Here is a 17,614-nt window from a genome sequence, read left to right as displayed (position 1 = left end):
AGGATTGAACATGAATTTACTCTTTTCCCCAACGCCTTACTTACTTGCCCTTTTCAGTATCGCGCTATTCGGTTGTAGTGACGCGCCACAAGAGAAAATGCTGCGTCAAGCGGTTGCTATTGAAAGTGCCGATGAGTGCCACCTGTGCGGTATGATAATCAGTAACTTTCCGGGTCCTAAGGGCGAGTCTTATCAATCCACAGGAGAACACATTAGTAAGTTCTGCTCAACCCGTGATCTATTTGCCTTTTTGCTTCAACCAGAGAACGTCACCCAAGCGCGTGAAGTCTTTGTCCACGATATGAGTCAATCACCTTGGCATAAACCTAACGATGAATATTTCATTGATGCAAGAACGGCTTGGTATGTTGTCGGCTCTAATCAAAAGGGGGCAATGGGAATGACACTAGCAAGTTTTGCTAAACAAGATGATGCAACCTCATTTAGTAATAAGTTTGGAGGAGAAGTTTACGCCTTTGACGATATTACCATTGAACTAATCATGAACTAGCGAGCATCGTTAGACTTTGTATCTTTGTGCTTTCTAAACGAAAAAAAACCGCAGAGTGCTGCGGTTTTTTAATGATAACGTTTTGAATAAGCGAGATTAATTACCTTGCCACTCAAACCTTAATAGAGTTCTGGATTCTGCCACAGGTTCTTCATCTGTTTGAGGAAGCGTCATTTCAACCGATGATTCCATCTCTGTTGACTGTGCAGTCAAAGATGGCGCTGGTAACGTTCTTGGCTCAACTAAGATAGGCTCATTCCCTTCTACCGTCATTTCGCCTGTCTCAGCTTCTGTCTCTGTCGGCGTTGAATCACCATTGAGTGTCTGTTCTGTTTCTGTAGGTAAAACCAGCTCAGGCTTCTTATTCACTTCTCTCATGCGAAGTACTTCCTGCTCAAACTCTTGCTGCGTCGCTAGTAGGTGCACCTTAAACGTAACGGTCGAGCCCTGAATACTTAGAATATCTAATGACGCTACAGACGAGAGTGACTTCAACTTATCTTCAAGTTGGAAGAAGTCAGGCGCACTATCAATAAGAGCAAACTCAGCCGTGACAGACTCTGATGATTCACTTGCAACAACAACCGCATCTTTATTTGCATAGTAATCACTCACCGCATTGATCATATCAGCGGCAGCGCTAGAGCCTGACTCTCGACCTGTCAGTGGTACTTGACTTCGTGAAGTCATACTCGCGGGTTTTTGATCGTACAACGTCCAGCGAATGTTGTTACCTTGAGCACGCACCACTAAGACTGCATCACTAGGGTAACGCTGACTTGCATCACTAATTGGTTCGACAAAGCCACCCCATACATCCGAGATAGCGATTCCGGTAACGTCATCAAAATCCCCTACCGGAACGGTCAATGGCAGCCCACGAACCTCGGCTTGTTGTTTGATACGATTCAACGTTTGGGTTGAAGAGTGTTCCCACGAAATATTGCGTTCGAAATTAGAGTCTTCAACAAGCCAAACCAATAAGTTGGAACGAGTTTGCGGCCAAAATGGCAATTGAGCCTGGCTTAGTAAGCTTCGAATATGTGGGGCGCTAAAAGCCATACGAATTGATGACTGATCCGGACCATAGCTTATTTGAGAGAGATACTGTGAATACTGATTAAGCGCTTTTTTAACCACTTCATTGTCAATCGCTTCGCGATCTCCAGAAGCACGTACGATCACCTCTTTCATCCCTTGAACGCGAGCAGCAGTATCTCCATTTTGCTTCTCTTGATCAATCGTGATTTCAGAACGGTACAAATCAACCGTAGTCAGAGCGTGAACAGAAGCCGATAGTAATCCAACGACCAATAAAGCTAAATGACGCATACGTTTCCTAGATAATTGCTTGCGAACGTAGATGATAAGCAACTATCAACCTGTGAGCAAGAAATGGACTTCAAGATAATGTGAGAATTTGACCAAGACGTTTCAAAACTTAATTAGTAAGCATCAAATATACGAATAAAATTGATCTCATCCGCCGCAAACGTTTACGTTGATGTTAGAATTCTTTGGTTTTTGTAACATACTAATTCAGTCGATACTTATCAATAGGACTCCACCATGCTAAATGCTATTCAGGGCGCACAAATGCTGTTTGTCGCTTTTGGTGCACTTGTACTTGTTCCATTACTTACAGGATTAGATCCCAACGTTGCTCTGTTTGGTGCAGGCGTTGGTACCCTTATCTTTCAAGTCATTACTCGCCGTTCGGTACCTATCTTTTTAGCCTCTTCTTTTGCCTTTATTGCGCCGATTATGTTTGGTGTTCAAACATGGGGTATTGGAGCAACCATGGGCGGCCTAATGGCAGCCGGTGTTGTCTATGTATTAATGGGCGTTGTAATAAAAGTTCGTGGTGTAGAGATCATTCATAAACTGTTACCACCCGTCGTTGTTGGCCCGGTAATTATTGTTATCGGCCTTGGTTTAGCCCCTGTTGCCGTTAATATGGCACTGGGTAAAACGGGGGATGGTAGTGTTCAACTGATTGATGGCACAGCCTCACTTTGGATCTCAAGCGTGGCGCTGATTGTCACCATTGCGATCAGTGTGTTTGCTAAAGGATTCCTTAAGTTACTGCCAATTTGTGGCGGTATCATGGCAGGTTACGTAATGAGCCTCTATTTTGGTGTTGTCGATTTCACGCCAGTGGCGCAGGCAGCTTGGCTTGCGATGCCAAACTTTACCGCTCCTGAGTTTAACATTAATGCGATTCTCTTTATGATTCCTGTTGCGATCGCCCCGGCTGTTGAGCACGTGGGTGATATGCTGGCTATATCAAACGTAACCAAAAAAGATTACCTGAAGAAACCAGGGCTTCACCGCACAATCGCCGGTGACGGGGTCGCAACCATTGCGGCTTCAATGATGGGCGCGCCACCAAATACGACTTACAGTGAAGTGACAGGCGCCGTTATGCTCACCAAAGCGTTTAACCCAGTTATTATGACTTGGGCTGCGATTACCGCCATTATTCTCGCGTTAGTTGGCAAACTTGGTGCACTTCTTCAAACCATTCCTGTTCCTGTGATGGGTGGGATTATGATCTTACTATTCGGTTCAATCGCAACGGTGGGATTAAATACTCTAATCAAAAATAACGTTGATTTACACAAGTCACGTAACCTTGTTATCGTTGCAGTAACGTTAGTATTCGGCATTGGTGGTATGGCATTTGGTATAGGTGAATTTAGCCTTCAAGGCGTAAGCTTATGCGGTATCGTAGCTATTGCTCTTAACCTGATTTTACCTAACGACCTTGGTGAAAATCATGTGGTTGATAATGCTCAAATGGAAGAAGACGGTCAATAATACGTTTCCGAACTCTATCTTGAGTTCGACCTGAACCGATAAGAGCCCAATATATTCGTATATTGGGCTCTTTTGCATTTTGATTTAGCGACGTTTATTTCTAGCTAATCACCTAGCTAATCACATAGACAAGCAAATTGGCCGTTTGTGAGTTTGGCGAGATCGCCAGCCGCCAATTCTATCTCAAGACCTCTTTTCCCCGCACTCACACAGATTGATTCACTTTCGGTCACACTTTGGTGAATGAACGTAGGCAATCGCTTTTTCTGTCCAAGTGGGCTTATCCCTCCAACAACATAGCCTGTTACTTTCTGTGCGATGTTCGCATCAGCCATTGCTGCTTTTTTCGACTTCGCGGCTTTCGCAGCCAATTTAAGGTTTAATTGATTTGCTACCGGAATTATGGCGACAGCGAGATTCTTAGGCTCGCCATTTAAGCAGAACAGTAACGTTTTAAATACTTTAGACGGGTCCTGCCCTAGCACTTCGGCCGCTTCCATACCAAAACTGGTAGCTCTTGGGTCATGCTCATATTGGTGGATAGTATGCTCAATCTTATTCTTCTTTGCATAATCAATCGCCGGTGTCATTTATTCGTCCTTATCATCTTAAAGCGACCCAAAGCTATCAAAATAATAGGTCGATGATTTAATAAACCATAGTTTGAATAAAAACAAAAGCGGCGCACTCAGTGCACCGCTTCTTATATCGTTAAGCTGATTTATTCACACTCAGCTTCCCATCATCAAATGGCCGATTATTTATAAACCATTTCACCCGATGGTGCGTATAGGTTTACATCTAGCGGACTGTTAGCTTCGATGTAGTCTTTCAACACTTCCGCATCAACAAAACCAGTATTGACAAAACCAGAGTGGCCAGTCAGTTTAGGGTAACCATCACCACCTGCTGCGTTATAGCTTGGTACAGTAAAGCGATACGTTTCGTCTAAACGAAGTTGTTTGCCACCAATGAATACGTTAGATACTTCGCCATTGGATACTGTCATAGAAATACCAGCAAACTGAGCGTATGCCCCAGAATCAACAGGTTTCGTTGCAACGACGTTTAGGTAATCAATGACTTCTGCACCAGACATATCAGTGTACGTTAGGATATTGGCAAATGGCTGAACAATCAGTACATCTTTATAAGTAACGTCACCGTACTCAATAGAATCACGTACACCACCAGAGTTCATCACGGCGAAGTCAGCTTGTGCGCGCTCCATGTGAGCCGTTGCAATCAAACGACCAAGGTTTGTTTGTTGGAAACGAACCACATTACGGTCACCTTCAAGCTTGCCATTAATCTCACCGATTTTTTCCATCAGCTGAGCTTGGCCTTGCTCTTGGTAAGGACGTAAGAACTCTAGTAACTCTTGGTCTTGTGCAATTTCATCTTCGATGAATACTCGTGTCTTCTTACCGTCTACTTTTACTTTCTTCTTCAAGTTAACAGGAATCAGATCGTAGCTCACCATTTCTAGTTCGCCATTACGGAATTCGTAGTCTGCACGACCAACGTACTTGCCCCACTCGTGCGCTTGCACAATGTAAGTACCGTTTTGAACGTCTGGGCGACACTCATCGCTTGGCTTGAAGTTCTTAGTAACAACGTTTGGTGCTTCCATACACACTGGCTCTTGTGAGTGACCACCAACGATCATATCAAGAGAACCTTCATCTAAGTAACGCGCTAGTGCCACATCGCCTGGCGCATTGATGCCGCGATTACCATCTTCATAGTGGCCCATATGCGTTACAGCAAAAATAAGGTCTGGTTTTTCAGACGCTTGAAGCTCTGCAATCAAGGCCTTCGCTTCTACTTTCGGGTCACGGAAATCAATACTAGCAATAAATTCTGGATTACCAATCTTAGCCGTATCTTCTGTTGTTAAACCAATTACAGCAATCTTAATGCCCTGTTTTTCAAACATTTGGTATGCTTGGAACTTGCGCTCGCCCGTTGCTTTATCGTAAATATTCGCCGATAGCATTGGGAAGTTTGCCCAATCAATTTGCTTAGCAAGCACGTCTAGTGAGTTATCAAATTCATGGTTACCCAGTGCCATTGCATCGTAACCAATCTTATTCATACCTTTAAAGTCAGGTTCTGCATCTTGCAAATCAGACTCTGGTACACCCGTGTTAATATCACCACCAGAAAGTAGCAGCACACTGCCACCTTCAGCACGAATCTCTTCACGTAACTCGTCTATAAGTGTTTTACGAGCGGCCATGCCGTACTCGCCATATTTGTTCTGCCAGAAACGACCGTGATGGTCATTAGTATGCAAAACGGTCAATTTGTAGGTTGTATCTGCGTCCCACTCATGGGTAGGTTGAGTTGCACAACCCGCGAGAGTTGCAAGAATAGCTGCGCTTAGCGTCGTTTTTAGAATTAGGCCTTGCTTCATTGTCATACCTTTGAACTGTTGGGGGATCCACTGCGTATATATTGATCCATAAAGAATAGACATCACCGGCGTTTTGGTGGTTATAGCTCAATAAAACTTGAACTAGTTTAAATTAACAAAGCAAACCTAACACTATGATTTCATATTTATGTCTAGTAGATCACTTAAATTAAGTGAATAAACTGTAACGAAAACCGATGTTTTCATACCAAATTTCAATAGATCACAGGCAAACGTTTTACTGTGAAGTTCGACAAAATTGAGTGTTAGGAAGGAAAATGATTGAGGTAATAGCATGTTAGCAAGCATAAAAAAGGCCAGCAATAAGCTGACCTCTGAATGATTAAGTTTTAGAATCTATTTAATATCAATCGGTTCAAAACCTTTGATAACATCATCTAGCACTTTCATTTGAGCTAAGAATGGCTCAAGTTTATCAAGTGGTAATGCCGATGGGCCATCACACAGTGCTTTATCTGGATTTGGATGCGCTTCAATAAATAGACCAGCAATACCAGTAGCAAGGCCTGCTTTTGCCAATTCAACCGTTTGTTCACGACGACCACCTGATGCCGCGCCGGAAGGGTCGCGCATCTGAAGAGAGTGTGTAACATCAAAGATGATAGGGCTGCCATTTGATACTTTCTTCATGACACCAAAACCAAGCATATCTACAACGAGGTTGTCGTAACCCATGCACGCTCCACGCTCACATAAAATGATGTTCTCGTTTCCACATTCGGCAAACTTATCAACGATATTACCCACTTGATTTGGGCTCATAAATTGAGGCTTTTTAACGTTGATAACCGCACCAGTTTTCGCCATTGCTTCTACAAGATCAGTTTGACGAGCAAGGAACGCAGGTAGCTGAATAACATCTACCACATCAGCAACCACTTGTGCTTGCGCTTCAGTATGAATATCAGTAATGATTTTCACGCCAAAGGTTTCTTTAATTTCTTGGAAGATTTTCATACCTTCATCTAGGCCTGGGCCTCGGTATGAATGCACAGAGCTGCGGTTCGCTTTATCAAAAGATGCTTTGAATACGTAAGGAATACCTAATTTTTCTGTGACTTTCACATAGTGCTCACAGATCTGCATAGCCAGATCACGTGACTCTAAAACATTCATTCCGGCAAACAAAGTAAATGGCTTATCGTTAGCTACTGGGATATCACCAATATTAACTACTTTTTGTTCCATTTTTTTCTCTCTATATTTTATGGCTCAGGGCTCTTCTTCAAAAATTAGAGCACCGTGTTTTTAGTTTAGGCCTTAGTTAGCACTAGCTGTCACTTATTTCTTGTCAGACTCTCTAATAAAACAAAAGGCACGACTTTTAATGGATAACTACCGCAGTTTTGTTCATTGCACTAATTTGATTTTTCAACAACTCAGACGCAGGGTCATCAGGGCATTGGTCTACAAAGTACTGGAAATCCAACGTCGCTATTTGATGACAGTCCAACTGTTGATAAATATAACCACGATCTCGAATCTCGTATGGATCATCAGGGACAAACGTCAGTGCTAAATTTGAACATTGCAATGCCAGCGTATAGCGCTCTTCCCGAAGTAGCGAGCTTTTTAACAGCGCTAACCAACGTCCAATAACGGTCGGGTTATCTGCAGCATCTAAATCTTTTGATTTTAGCGTTGCGAGTGGTCCTTCCTGCCCAATAAGCCAAGAAGTCAGAGTGTGCAACGATACATATTCACCGTTAAATGGATTGATGTACTGTGGCTTTTCACCGTGCCATGACAGCTTGACAATAAACTGAGTAGGGAAAGTTACGCCTTCGATTGGGAAGCCTAATTTTCGGCCAAGATACAATAGCAGCGCACCTAAACTGACAGGAATCCCTTTACGACGCTCAAGTACTTTATCCATAAAAGCATTATTTGAGTTGAAATAAGCGTCTTTATCTCCTTGAAAACCCCACTCTTGGTAGAAGAGTCGTAAGAAGGCTTCAAACTTTTGTTTTTCATCTACTTCATGGAAAAGAGCTTGTTCGGCTTCAGAAAATAGGCGCTCTAGCTCGTTTTCAGCCCACTTTTTTTCAGTCTCTGGATTCACGGCTTTATTAAGCATTAACGCCCCTTCCGCAAGTTCCATTGAATCAAAATCTTCGTCAAATAACTCCAACATCAACGATGCCTTTCTCTATATTGTCATAATGTCGATAAAAAATTCATCAACTAGCCTACCCATGATGATTTGAATACAAAGCTTTCGTTAACCAATTAAAGCAATTAGATCATGGGTGCCCTTTTACTTAGTGGAGCTTTAGGATCATGGTAGACCCAAAGCTCAAACCGTCTATTCTGTTACATAAAAATCGGCGTTTTCGTAATCGCAACCTTGGCAGCCATCACCAACCAGCCTAACGCACCAAAAAACGAAAATGTTCTCAATAATTTATTGCGCCCAAGCTTTAAGGCAAAAAAGCCCAATGCGATGTAAGCCAATAAACAGGTAATTTTTTCTGTTAGCCATGCGCCTTCAGGGGTGAACGGCATAAAACCCGTAACGTACATTAAGCCAAAGCCAGAAAGCAGCAGCAATGTATCATTGATGTGCGGGAAAACTTTTAAAATTGGATTCTTTAATAACTTTGAATCTGCGATCATAAGACCAAAGCGTACTGACAATAATGTTGCGCTGAGTGCAATTGTCAGCATGTGAAAATGTTTAATTCCTTCGTACATTTACAACTCTCTTATTTTAATTGTGCTTCCATTGACCGAGCGTTACTCGATCGTTATTTCCATAATCTTTTTCTGTAACGACTTGCTGGTAACCTAATGAAGACAATATTTCTATCACCGAGTCCCCCTGTTCAAAGCCATGTTCGAACATCAGCCAGCCATCTGTTTCAAGAAAGCCAATCGCATGCTCCGCAATGTAACGAATATCAGCCAGCCCGTTCTCTTTGGCCACCAAAGCGCTCATTGGTTCAAAACGGACATCACCTTGAGAGAGATGAGGATCTAATTCATCAATGTAAGGCGGATTGGAGACAATCAAAGCAAACTTCGTTCCATCTTCAAGCGGTGTAAACCAACTACCCGACAAAAAACGAGCATTGGTAATACCTAGACGCTTAGCATTTCCGCTTGCGAGTATCTGAGCCTCTTCCTCTAGATCTATGCCTACCACATTACGGTCAGGCATTTCAGAGGCCAACGCCAATGCGATAGCGCCTGTACCCGTTCCAAGATCTAGGATCGGCCCATCTTGCTCACTTGATTTTTCCAATGCAATTTCAACAAGACGCTCGGTATCAGGCCTTGGTATTAAAGTGGTTGGAGAGACTTTGAGCGGCAATGACCAAAACTCTCGTTCACCAACGATATAAGCCACTGGTTCTCCTTTTAAACGGCGATCCAACAGGACTTGAAACTCATTGAGGTCTTTTTCAGCCAAGACTTTATCAGGCCAAGTAAATAAGAATGAACGAGGTTTATCTAATGAATGGCACAGCAAAACGGCGGCATCAAGAGAGGGCGAATTACTGCCGCTCTCTTGCAAAGCACTCGTTGCGCTTTGAATAGTCTGTTCAACAGTCGACACGTGCAAATGCTAACTAGTTGTTATCTGCAAGTGCGGCAAGCTGATCGGCTTGGTGCTCTTGAATGACAGGCTCAACTAAGCTTTGCAGGTCACCTTCTAATACTTCCGTTAGACGGTAAAGCGTTAAGTTGATGCGGTGATCCGATACGCGACCTTGTGGGTAGTTGTAAGTACGAATACGGTCACTACGATCACCCGAACCAAGAAGGTTACGACGAGTATCTGATACTTCTGCTGCACGACGCGCTTCTTCTGCTTGAACAATACGAGCAGCAAGAACAGTCATCGCTTTCGCTTTGTTCTTATGCTGTGAACGCTCATCTTGACACTCTACCACCGTACCCGTTGGTAAGTGAGTAATACGAATAGCAGAGTCTGTCGTGTTTACGTGCTGACCCCCCGCGCCTGATGCACGGAATGTATCAATCTTTAAATCAGCGGCTTTAATCTCTGGAAGATCCGCTTCTGGTACTTCAGCCATAACAGCGACTGTACATGCAGAGGTATGAACACGGCCTTGAGATTCTGTTTCAGGAACACGTTGAACACGGTGACCGCCCGACTCAAACTTCATCGTACCGTAAACAGAGTCACCACTGATTTTAGCGATCATTTCTTTATAACCGCCTTGCTCTGAGTCATTACAACTCATCACTTCGACGCGCCAGCCTTTTTTCTCTGCAAACTTTGAGTACATACGGAATAAGTTACCCGCAAAAATACCCGCTTCATCACCACCCGCACCGGCACGAATTTCTAAGAAGCAATTGCGTTCGTCGTTCGGATCTTTTGGTAGTAATAAAATTTGCAGTTCATCGGTTAAACGTTCGATGTTCCCTTTCGCTTCTTTAATTTCTTCTTGCGCCATTTCGCGCATTTCAGCATCGTCTTCTTTTGCCATATCTTCAGCGGCTTCTAAGTCTTCTTGAGCTTGCTGGTAGGCTTGGAAACACTGAGTCACTTCTTCAAGCTGAGAGTACTCGCGAGAAAGAGCGCGGAATTTGTCTTGGTTACCAATCACGTCTGGATCACCAAGCAGGTGTTGAACTTCTTCATATCGCTCAACAAGAGTTTCAAGCTTTACTAAAATCGATGCTTTCATAATTCTTTTCTTAACTTAGGTTACAAAGGTCACTCAATAAGTGACCTTCTATAAAAATGTGTGATGTCTGTTGTTCTCTTTAGGCGAGGACTATTTTAGCTCGTCTAGCCCCAAACTTTGCCTGATAGCAGCAAGTTTAGCGGGTTCACCTTGCTCTGCTGCACTTTGCAATGCGCGAGTCGGCGCATGAATCAATCTGTTCGTCAGTTTATTACTCAGTTCCAGCAATACCTTTTCAGGTTCACCTCCAGCTTGTAATGACTGGAGACTTTTCGCCAGTAACTCTTGGCGAATATCATTCGATGACTGACGATATTCTCTTATACTATCAACCGCCTGCAGCGATCTAAGCCATGTCATAAATGAGGCGCTTTCTTCACTAACAATTGCTTCTGCCTGTATCGCTTCCACTTTTCTTTGCTCAATATTACTATCAACGATCGACTGCAGATCGTCGACAGTATATAGATAAGCGTCATTAAGATCGCCTACTTGCGACTCAATATCTCTAGGAACCGCAATATCAACGAGCAACATTGGCTGATGCTTACGTGCTTTCAGTGCTGTTTCAACCATCCCTTTACCAATAATCGGTAACGGGCTTGCCGTTGAACTGATCACAATATCAGCCTTAGCCAAATGATCTGGAATCTCTTCTAAGCTGATCACTTTTGCACCAAACTGCTCAGCTAAACCAAGCGCTCTTTCTCGTGTTCTATTCGCGACAATGATTTTAGTACATCCATTACTAGAGAGGTGCTTGGCGACCAGTTCTATCGTCTCACCAGCCCCAACTAGCAGTGCTGTTGAGTCTGCTATCGATTCAAAAATGTGTTTCGCTAGTGTACATGCCGCGTAAGCAACAGAGACCGCACTGCCACCAATTTCTGTTTCGGTACGCACTCGCTTCGCAACTGAAAACGTTTTTTGGAACAGTTTTTCAACGGCGGCATTGACCGATTTCGCATCTCTTGCATCTGAATACGATTGTTTAACTTGACCGAGAATTTGTGGTTCACCTAATACAAGGGAATCCAACCCGCATGACACGCGCATCAAGTGACGAATCGCCGCTTGTTCTTCATGCACGTATATACTTGGTTTGAGCTCTTCAGGACTCACTTGATGGAATTGAGTTAACCAATCGATGACTTTGCTTTTTGCTGCCTTTGTATCGCAGTATATCTCGGTACGATTGCAGGTAGACAATATAACGCTACCGTTTACATTTGAGCTTGCTTCTAGTTGCTGTAATGCTTCAGATAATTTATCTGGACCAAAAGCCACTTTTTCACGCAACTCAACTGACGCCGTATTGTGATTGATACCAATAACAAGCAAAGACATGTATAGAAAGTTCTCAGAGTGAAGAAAATACAAATAGGTTCGGAATTTTACTTGATGCCTTTGCTTATTAAAAGAGTGAAGGCTATTTGTTTTCCTGACTTCGTGATATCAATGATATAGTTAGGGCTATTAGCCACCGATATCTGTACAAAGTGCCACCAGTTATGATTAACTTTCGTCGACTTATCTCTTTTATAGCGCCTGTTTTATTTCTTGCAGGGTGTTCTACTCTTCCAGAAAGTGAAACCAGTGTTGAATGGCAGACGCACCAAGCTAAGCTAGAATCTATAACCCAGTACCAAACCTCAGGCAAACTCGGATACATCTCTCCAGAACAGCGTCAATCCCTTAATTTCCAGTGGAAACATGCGACAGAAAATAGCCGGCTAAGGCTAACCACCTTCATAGGGCAAACGGTACTTAACCTGTCTATTACGCCAAACGGATCAATTGTAAATACTTATGATGATCAAACTCTCGCTCACGAAAGTGCGGATGTTTTAATCGAACAATTGACCGGTTTAAGCATGCCTGTTGAACAGTTGCAAGATTGGCTATTGGGCAACCCAACATCAGCCGATAAATTTCAACTTAATGAAAACAATACGTTGCGTTCTCTTTCAAAAACCATCGAACATCAAACATGGCAACTTGAATACCTTTCTTTTCATGATGTTGGGTATCAAGGTGACTTAATGCCGCTACCTAGAACGATCAAACTTACTCAACAAGACACCAGCATTAACTTAGTTATTTCAAAGTGGACGTTACAGCCATGATCACCAGCACAACTTACTGGCCATCCCCTGCCAAGCTTAACCTTTTCCTCTACATTACCGGACGTAGAGACAACGGTTACCATGAACTGCAAACCCTATTCCAATTTTTAGAGCATGGTGATGAGTTAACGATTACCGCCGATCAATCTGGTGAAATTACACTTACTAATCCAATAGAGGGAGTCGCCACTCAAGACAACCTAATATGGAAAGCCGCAGATGCTTTAAAGCGTTACTGTGAAAAGCATTCACTCGACTCCCAAGGCTTAGGTGCTCAAATTGGAATTAAAAAGATCCTTCCTATGGGAGGCGGCATTGGAGGGGGCTCCTCGAATGCCGCAACTGTTTTGGTCGCACTTAACCACCTTTGGCAACTCAACCTAACTGACGATGAACTGGCTGAAATAGGACTGGAACTCGGCGCTGACGTTCCAGTCTTTGTTCGTGGGTTTTCCGCTTTCGCTGAAGGCGTTGGAGAAAAGTTGACAAATGCCGAACCAGAAGAAAAGTGGTATTTGGTGATCAAACCGGAAGTTAGCATTGCAACTGTGGACATATTCACACACCAGGATTTAACTCGAGATACAGAAAAACAGCCGCTAAAAACACTACTAAAGGGCAATTACGGAAACGATTGCGAAAAAATTGTTCGAATGCTGTACCCAGAGGTTGATCAGAAACTTTCATGGCTGCTACAATACGCGCCGTCAAGATTGACTGGAACGGGCTCGTGTATTTTTGCTGAATTTAGTAGCCAAAAAGAAGCTATGCTTGTACTAGAACAACTCTCTGACACAGTCTCCGCATTTGTTGCGAAAGGACGGAATGTTTCGCCTTTAAAAGAGACTTTGGCTGACTATACAACAGCCCACACCGAATTTATTTGAAAACTGGACGCAACCCTGAGGTTTCCACCGTGCCTGATATGAAGCTATTTGCTGGTAACGCAACACCTGAACTAGCCCAACGTATTGCTGATCGTTTATACATTTCACTTGGCGATGCTACTGTAGATCGTTTTTCTGACGGCGAAGTCGCTGTTCAAATCAACGAAAATGTTCGTGGTAGTGATGTATTCCTGATTCAATCTACTTGTGCACCAACCAATGACAACCTAATGGAATTGGTGGTAATGATTGACGCAATGCGCCGTGCTTCAGCGGGCCGTATTACTGCTGTAATCCCATACTTTGGTTACGCTCGTCAAGATCGTCGTGTACGTTCTGCTCGTGTGCCAATTACTGCAAAAGTTGTTGCAGACTTCCTGTCTAACGTTGGTGTTGACCGCGTTCTGACTATTGACCTACACGCTGAGCAAATTCAAGGCTTCTTCGATGTACCTGTAGATAACATCTTCGGTACTCCAGTACTTCTTGAAGATATGGCTAACCGTGGTCTAGACAACCCAGTTGTGGTTTCTCCAGACCTTGGCGGCGTTGTGCGCGCTCGTGCAACAGCTAAAGCACTAGGTGATGTAGACATCGCTATCGTAGATAAGCGTCGTCCACGTGCTAACGTTTCTGAAGTAATGAACCTTATTGGTGATGTTGAAGGTCGTGATTGTGTTATCGTTGATGACATGATCGATACGGGCGGCACACTATGTAAAGCAGCTGAAGCGCTAAAAGAGCGCGGTGCTAAGCGAGTATTTGCTTACGCTACTCACGCTGTTTTCTCTGGTACTGCTGCTGCAAACATTAAGAACTCGGTTCTAGACCAAGTTATTGTTACTGACTCTATTACACTATCTCCTGAGATGGCTGCAACAGGTAAAGTAACTGAGCTAAGCCTTTCTCGCATGTTAGCTGAAGCGATTCGTCGTATCAGCAACGAAGAGTCAATCTCTGCGATGTTTAGCTAATCAGCTATTTAAACTGAATTAGAGTTCGCTCTAATAAACACGTTTAAAAAGTATTAAGCACTTCATATTTTGAAGTGCTTTTTTTATATCTGACCACGCTAGAGCCAAGGCTCTTTTCTGTGCTATGATACGGCGCTTTTTGATATTCCAGAGAGATCCAAACTTTGAGTCAGCAAATCAAACTACTTGTTGGTCTAGCAAATCCAGGCCAAGAATACACACGTACTCGACATAATGCCGGTGCTTGGGTTGTAGAAGAACTCGCTCGTGTTCATAACGTTACCCTAAAAAATGAAACTAAGTTTTTTGGATTAACCGGACGCATACTTGTTAACGGTGAGGATCTCCGCTTACTTATTCCAACGACTTTTATGAATCTTTCCGGTAAAGCAGTTGGGGCTCTGGCAAAGTTTTATCAAATAAAGCCAGAAGAAATTATGATCGCTCATGATGAACTCGATCTTCCTCCGGGAGTCGCTAAGTTCAAAAAAGGCGGCGGTCACGGTGGGCATAATGGCCTACGCGACACAATTAGCAAATTGGCTAATAACAAAGATTTCTATCGTTTAAGGATCGGCATAGGTCATCCTGGACATAAAGACAAAGTTTCAGGTTATGTGCTTGGTAAAGCTCCAGCAAAAGAGCAGGAGTGTTTAGATGCAGCTGTCGATGAATCCGTACGCTGCTTAGACATCTTATTAAAAGATGACCTCGCTAAAGCACAAAACCGCTTACATACGTTCAAAGCAGAATAAGGTTACTATCATGGGTTTTAAATGTGGCATTGTTGGATTGCCAAATGTCGGTAAATCAACGCTATTTAATGCACTAACTAAAGCTGGCATCGAAGCCGCTAACTTCCCTTTCTGTACTATCGAGCCAAATACCGGCATCGTTCCGGTACCAGATCTACGATTAGATGCACTAGCAAAAATCGTTAATCCACAAAAAGTTCTGCCAACAACCATGGAGTTTGTTGATATCGCAGGTCTTGTTGCTGGTGCTTCTAAAGGTGAAGGTCTTGGGAATAAATTCCTAGCAAACATTCGTGAAACTGACGCTATCGGTCACGTTGTACGTTGTTTTGAGAATGAAAACATCATTCACGTATCAGGAAAAGTATCTCCAATTGATGATATTGAAGTCATCAACTTAGAACTTGCTCTTGCTGATTTAGACTCTTGTGAGCGTGCGATTCAGCGTAACGCAAAGAAAGCAAAAGGCGGTGATAAAGATGCTAAGTTTGAAATCACTGTATTAGAAAAGCTTCTCCCTGTCCTGACTGAAGGCGGCATGGCGCGCACTGTTGAATTAGCAAAAGAAGAACATGCAGCGATTGGATACTTAAACTTCTTAACACTTAAGCCAACAATGTACATTGCTAACGTTAATGAAGACGGTTTTGAAGATAACCCGTACCTTGACGCTGTACGTGAGTACGCAGAAAAAGAAAATAATGTGGTTGTTGCTGTATGTGCGGCTATCGAATCTGAACTTTCTGAGCTTGATGATGAAGATCGTGAAGAGTTCTTGGCTGACATGGGCATTGAAGAACCAGGCCTTAACCGTGTTATCCGCTCAGGTTACGACCTTCTTGCTCTACAAACGTACTTCACAGCAGGCGTTAAAGAAGTTCGCGCTTGGACTATCCCGATCGGCGCAACAGCACCACAATCTGCGGGTAAGATCCACACTGACTTTGAGAAAGGTTTTATTCGAGCTGAAGTTGTTGGTTACGACCATTTCATCGAATTTAACGGTGAAAGTGGTGCAAAAGAAGCGGGTAAATGGCGCTTAGAAGGTAAAGACTACATCGTAAAAGATGGTGACGTCGTACACTTCCGCTTCAACGTATAATTCAATAAGTTACCACTACTTATTTGAGGTAAATGAAGAGCCAGTATTTATACTGGCTCTTTTGTTTTTAACAGTTCGTAACGCTTCATACATCAAATGTTAACCTGCTTATTTTCTCCTGAATAGCGCCACTTTTCGATCACAAACACAGCGCTTTGTTCAAAAAGAAACCGAACGATAGATTTATCTGGATTTATTACAAAAAACTATTGACGGTTTTCACTCAACTACGCATAATGCGCCCCGTTCCCAACGAGACGAGTTCTTAGAGGGAAAGACAATTTGGTATTGGCTACTTAGCTCAGTTGGTTAGAGCACATCACTCATAATGATGGGGTCGCAGGTTCAAATCCCGCAGTAGCCACCATTTCCTAAACACTTATTTTGCTTGTTAAGTGTGAATATGAGTTTTTAGGAAATAAAGCGGACGTGGCGGAATTGGTAGACGCACCAGATTTAGGTTCTGGCGCCGTAAGGTGTGAGAGTTCAAGTCTCTCCGTCCGCACCATATTTAGATATCTCTTTGAGATGTCGATTGTTGGGCTATCGCCAAGCGGTAAGGCACTGGCTTTTGATGCCAGCATTCCCTGGTTCGAATCCAGGTAGCCCAGCCACACATTAAAGTGGCACTTATCTTGAAAAAGAAGGTGACACTTGCAGTGAGATTGATTATATTGTCTCGCTCGAAAAGATGGCTACTTAGCTCAGTTGGTTAGAGCACATCACTCATAATGATGGGGTCGCAGGTTCAAATCCCGCAGTAGCCACCATACAACGTCTAGTTGATTCACCAATCGTCGACTATGACTACACACTCTTGCTTAGAGTATTCTTAATTGAATTAAACAGCATCGCGGTCGTGGCGGAATTGGTAGACGCACCAGATTTAGGTTCTGGCGCCGTAAGGTGTGAGAGTTCAAGTCTCTCCGACCGCACCATATTTTAAATAGTGACTTATTGCTATTTGGCTACTTAGCTCAGTTGGTTAGAGCACATCACTCATAATGATGGGGTCGCAGGTTCAAATCCCGCAGTAGCCACCATACAACGTTATATCGACTCACCAATCATCGATATAACTATACTCTTAGCTAGAGTAAAAGTTTGCTGCGGTCGTGGCGGAATTGGTAGACGCACCAGATTTAGGTTCTGGCGCCGTAAGGTGTGAGAGTTCAAGTCTCTCCGACCGCACCATCATTCAGATGATGTCTGTAAATCTCGTTGAGGTTTTAAAACATATTGTTGGGCTATCGCCAAGCGGTAAGGCACTGGCTTTTGATGCCAGCATTCCCTGGTTCGAATCCAGGTAGCCCAGCCACATTTAAACTCTTGGTTTAT

General features: G+C 43.3%; 16 protein-coding genes and 8 tRNA genes. 15 read left to right on the top strand and 9 right to left on the bottom strand.

Features of this window, described 5'->3' with window-relative positions:
• Positions 1-10 precede the first annotated feature (10 nt).
• A complete protein-coding gene (locus tag KP803_RS19380; protein WP_248010495.1) occupies positions 11-511 on the top strand; it encodes a nitrous oxide reductase accessory protein NosL in 501 nt (166 codons plus the stop codon).
• Positions 512-607: 96 nt separating this feature from the next.
• On the opposite strand, the gene KP803_RS19375 is transcribed toward KP803_RS19380, so the two are convergent.
• Positions 608-1,843 (bottom strand): DUF2066 domain-containing protein, encoded by a 1,236-nt coding sequence (locus tag KP803_RS19375; protein ID WP_248010494.1) that lies wholly within the window; start codon positions 1,841-1,843, stop codon positions 608-610.
• Between the two features lie 237 nt (positions 1,844-2,080).
• Here KP803_RS19375 and KP803_RS19370 point away from each other — a divergent pair, with 237 nt between their 5' ends.
• Positions 2,081-3,331, top strand: a complete 1,251-nt coding sequence (locus KP803_RS19370) for a uracil-xanthine permease family protein (RefSeq protein ID WP_248010493.1) — start codon at positions 2,081-2,083, stop codon at positions 3,329-3,331.
• 116 nt (positions 3,332-3,447) lie between these two features.
• Here KP803_RS19370 and ybaK read toward each other — a convergent pair whose 3' ends face one another.
• From ybaK to hemA, 8 genes are all read right to left on the bottom strand, one after another.
• The gene (ybaK, locus tag KP803_RS19365; protein WP_248010492.1) at positions 3,448-3,921 is read right to left on the bottom strand and encodes a Cys-tRNA(Pro) deacylase; all 474 of its coding nucleotides are present in this window, start codon (positions 3,919-3,921) and stop codon (positions 3,448-3,450) included.
• A gap of 167 nt (positions 3,922-4,088) precedes the next feature.
• Positions 4,089-5,750: a bifunctional UDP-sugar hydrolase/5'-nucleotidase UshA gene (gene ushA, locus KP803_RS19360; RefSeq protein ID WP_248010491.1), complete on the bottom strand. Its 1,662-nt coding sequence runs from the start codon at positions 5,748-5,750 to the stop codon at positions 4,089-4,091.
• Between the two features lie 357 nt (positions 5,751-6,107).
• On the bottom strand, positions 6,108-6,959 hold the full coding sequence (gene kdsA, locus KP803_RS19355) for a 3-deoxy-8-phosphooctulonate synthase (RefSeq protein WP_248010490.1): 852 nt from the start codon (positions 6,957-6,959) through the stop codon (positions 6,108-6,110).
• A 136-nt stretch (positions 6,960-7,095) separates the two neighbouring features.
• Positions 7,096-7,905: a SirB1 family protein gene (locus KP803_RS19350; RefSeq protein ID WP_248010489.1), complete on the bottom strand. Its 810-nt coding sequence runs from the start codon at positions 7,903-7,905 to the stop codon at positions 7,096-7,098.
• A gap of 179 nt (positions 7,906-8,084) precedes the next feature.
• Positions 8,085-8,465: a SirB2 family protein gene (locus KP803_RS19345; protein WP_248010488.1), complete on the bottom strand. Its 381-nt coding sequence runs from the start codon at positions 8,463-8,465 to the stop codon at positions 8,085-8,087.
• Positions 8,466-8,481: 16 nt separating this feature from the next.
• A complete protein-coding gene (gene prmC / locus KP803_RS19340; protein ID WP_248010487.1) occupies positions 8,482-9,330 on the bottom strand; it encodes a peptide chain release factor N(5)-glutamine methyltransferase in 849 nt (282 codons plus the stop codon).
• Positions 9,331-9,343: 13 nt separating this feature from the next.
• Positions 9,344-10,432: a peptide chain release factor 1 gene (gene prfA, locus KP803_RS19335; protein WP_248010486.1), complete on the bottom strand. Its 1,089-nt coding sequence runs from the start codon at positions 10,430-10,432 to the stop codon at positions 9,344-9,346.
• Positions 10,433-10,522: 90 nt separating this feature from the next.
• Positions 10,523-11,779, bottom strand: coding sequence for a glutamyl-tRNA reductase (gene hemA / locus KP803_RS19330; protein WP_248010485.1), 1,257 nt, complete (start codon positions 11,777-11,779; stop codon positions 10,523-10,525).
• Between the two features lie 164 nt (positions 11,780-11,943).
• Between hemA and lolB the strand changes: the two genes are divergently transcribed.
• From lolB to KP803_RS19265, 13 genes are all read left to right on the top strand, one after another.
• Entirely contained in the window at positions 11,944-12,558 is a 615-nt protein-coding gene (gene lolB, locus KP803_RS19325) for a lipoprotein insertase outer membrane protein LolB (protein ID WP_248010484.1), read from the top strand.
• The gene (gene ispE, locus KP803_RS19320; RefSeq protein WP_248010483.1) at positions 12,555-13,445 is read left to right on the top strand and encodes a 4-(cytidine 5'-diphospho)-2-C-methyl-D-erythritol kinase; all 891 of its coding nucleotides are present in this window, start codon (positions 12,555-12,557) and stop codon (positions 13,443-13,445) included. Before lolB ends, ispE begins: the two co-directional genes overlap by 4 nt.
• 29 nt (positions 13,446-13,474) lie before the next feature.
• Positions 13,475-14,419, top strand: coding sequence for a ribose-phosphate pyrophosphokinase (locus KP803_RS19315; protein ID WP_102402598.1), 945 nt, complete (start codon positions 13,475-13,477; stop codon positions 14,417-14,419).
• A gap of 164 nt (positions 14,420-14,583) precedes the next feature.
• Positions 14,584-15,174: an aminoacyl-tRNA hydrolase gene (gene pth, locus KP803_RS19310; protein WP_248010482.1), complete on the top strand. Its 591-nt coding sequence runs from the start codon at positions 14,584-14,586 to the stop codon at positions 15,172-15,174.
• Positions 15,175-15,184: 10 nt separating this feature from the next.
• A complete protein-coding gene (ychF, locus tag KP803_RS19305) occupies positions 15,185-16,276 on the top strand; it encodes a redox-regulated ATPase YchF (protein WP_248010481.1) in 1,092 nt (363 codons plus the stop codon).
• A 290-nt stretch (positions 16,277-16,566) separates the two neighbouring features.
• Positions 16,567-16,643, top strand: a tRNA-Met gene (locus KP803_RS19300).
• Positions 16,644-16,699: 56 nt separating this feature from the next.
• Positions 16,700-16,784, top strand: a tRNA-Leu gene (locus KP803_RS19295).
• A gap of 31 nt (positions 16,785-16,815) precedes the next feature.
• Positions 16,816-16,890: transfer RNA gene (locus KP803_RS19290), tRNA-Gln, on the top strand.
• A 79-nt stretch (positions 16,891-16,969) separates the two neighbouring features.
• Positions 16,970-17,046: transfer RNA gene (locus KP803_RS19285), tRNA-Met, on the top strand.
• An 83-nt stretch (positions 17,047-17,129) separates the two neighbouring features.
• Positions 17,130-17,214 (top strand) — tRNA-Leu (locus tag KP803_RS19280).
• 28 nt (positions 17,215-17,242) lie between these two features.
• A tRNA-Met gene (locus KP803_RS19275) sits at positions 17,243-17,319 on the top strand.
• Between the two features lie 66 nt (positions 17,320-17,385).
• Positions 17,386-17,470 (top strand) — tRNA-Leu (locus KP803_RS19270).
• A 49-nt stretch (positions 17,471-17,519) separates the two neighbouring features.
• Positions 17,520-17,594: transfer RNA gene (locus KP803_RS19265), tRNA-Gln, on the top strand.
• Positions 17,595-17,614: the final 20 nt, after the last annotated feature.

It is taken from the genome of Vibrio amylolyticus (assembly GCF_023145695.1).
Classification (GTDB): domain Bacteria; phylum Pseudomonadota; class Gammaproteobacteria; order Enterobacterales; family Vibrionaceae; genus Vibrio; species Vibrio amylolyticus.
The sequence above is the reverse complement of the archived record's forward strand: the minus strand, read 5'-3'. Positions and strand labels throughout refer to the sequence as shown.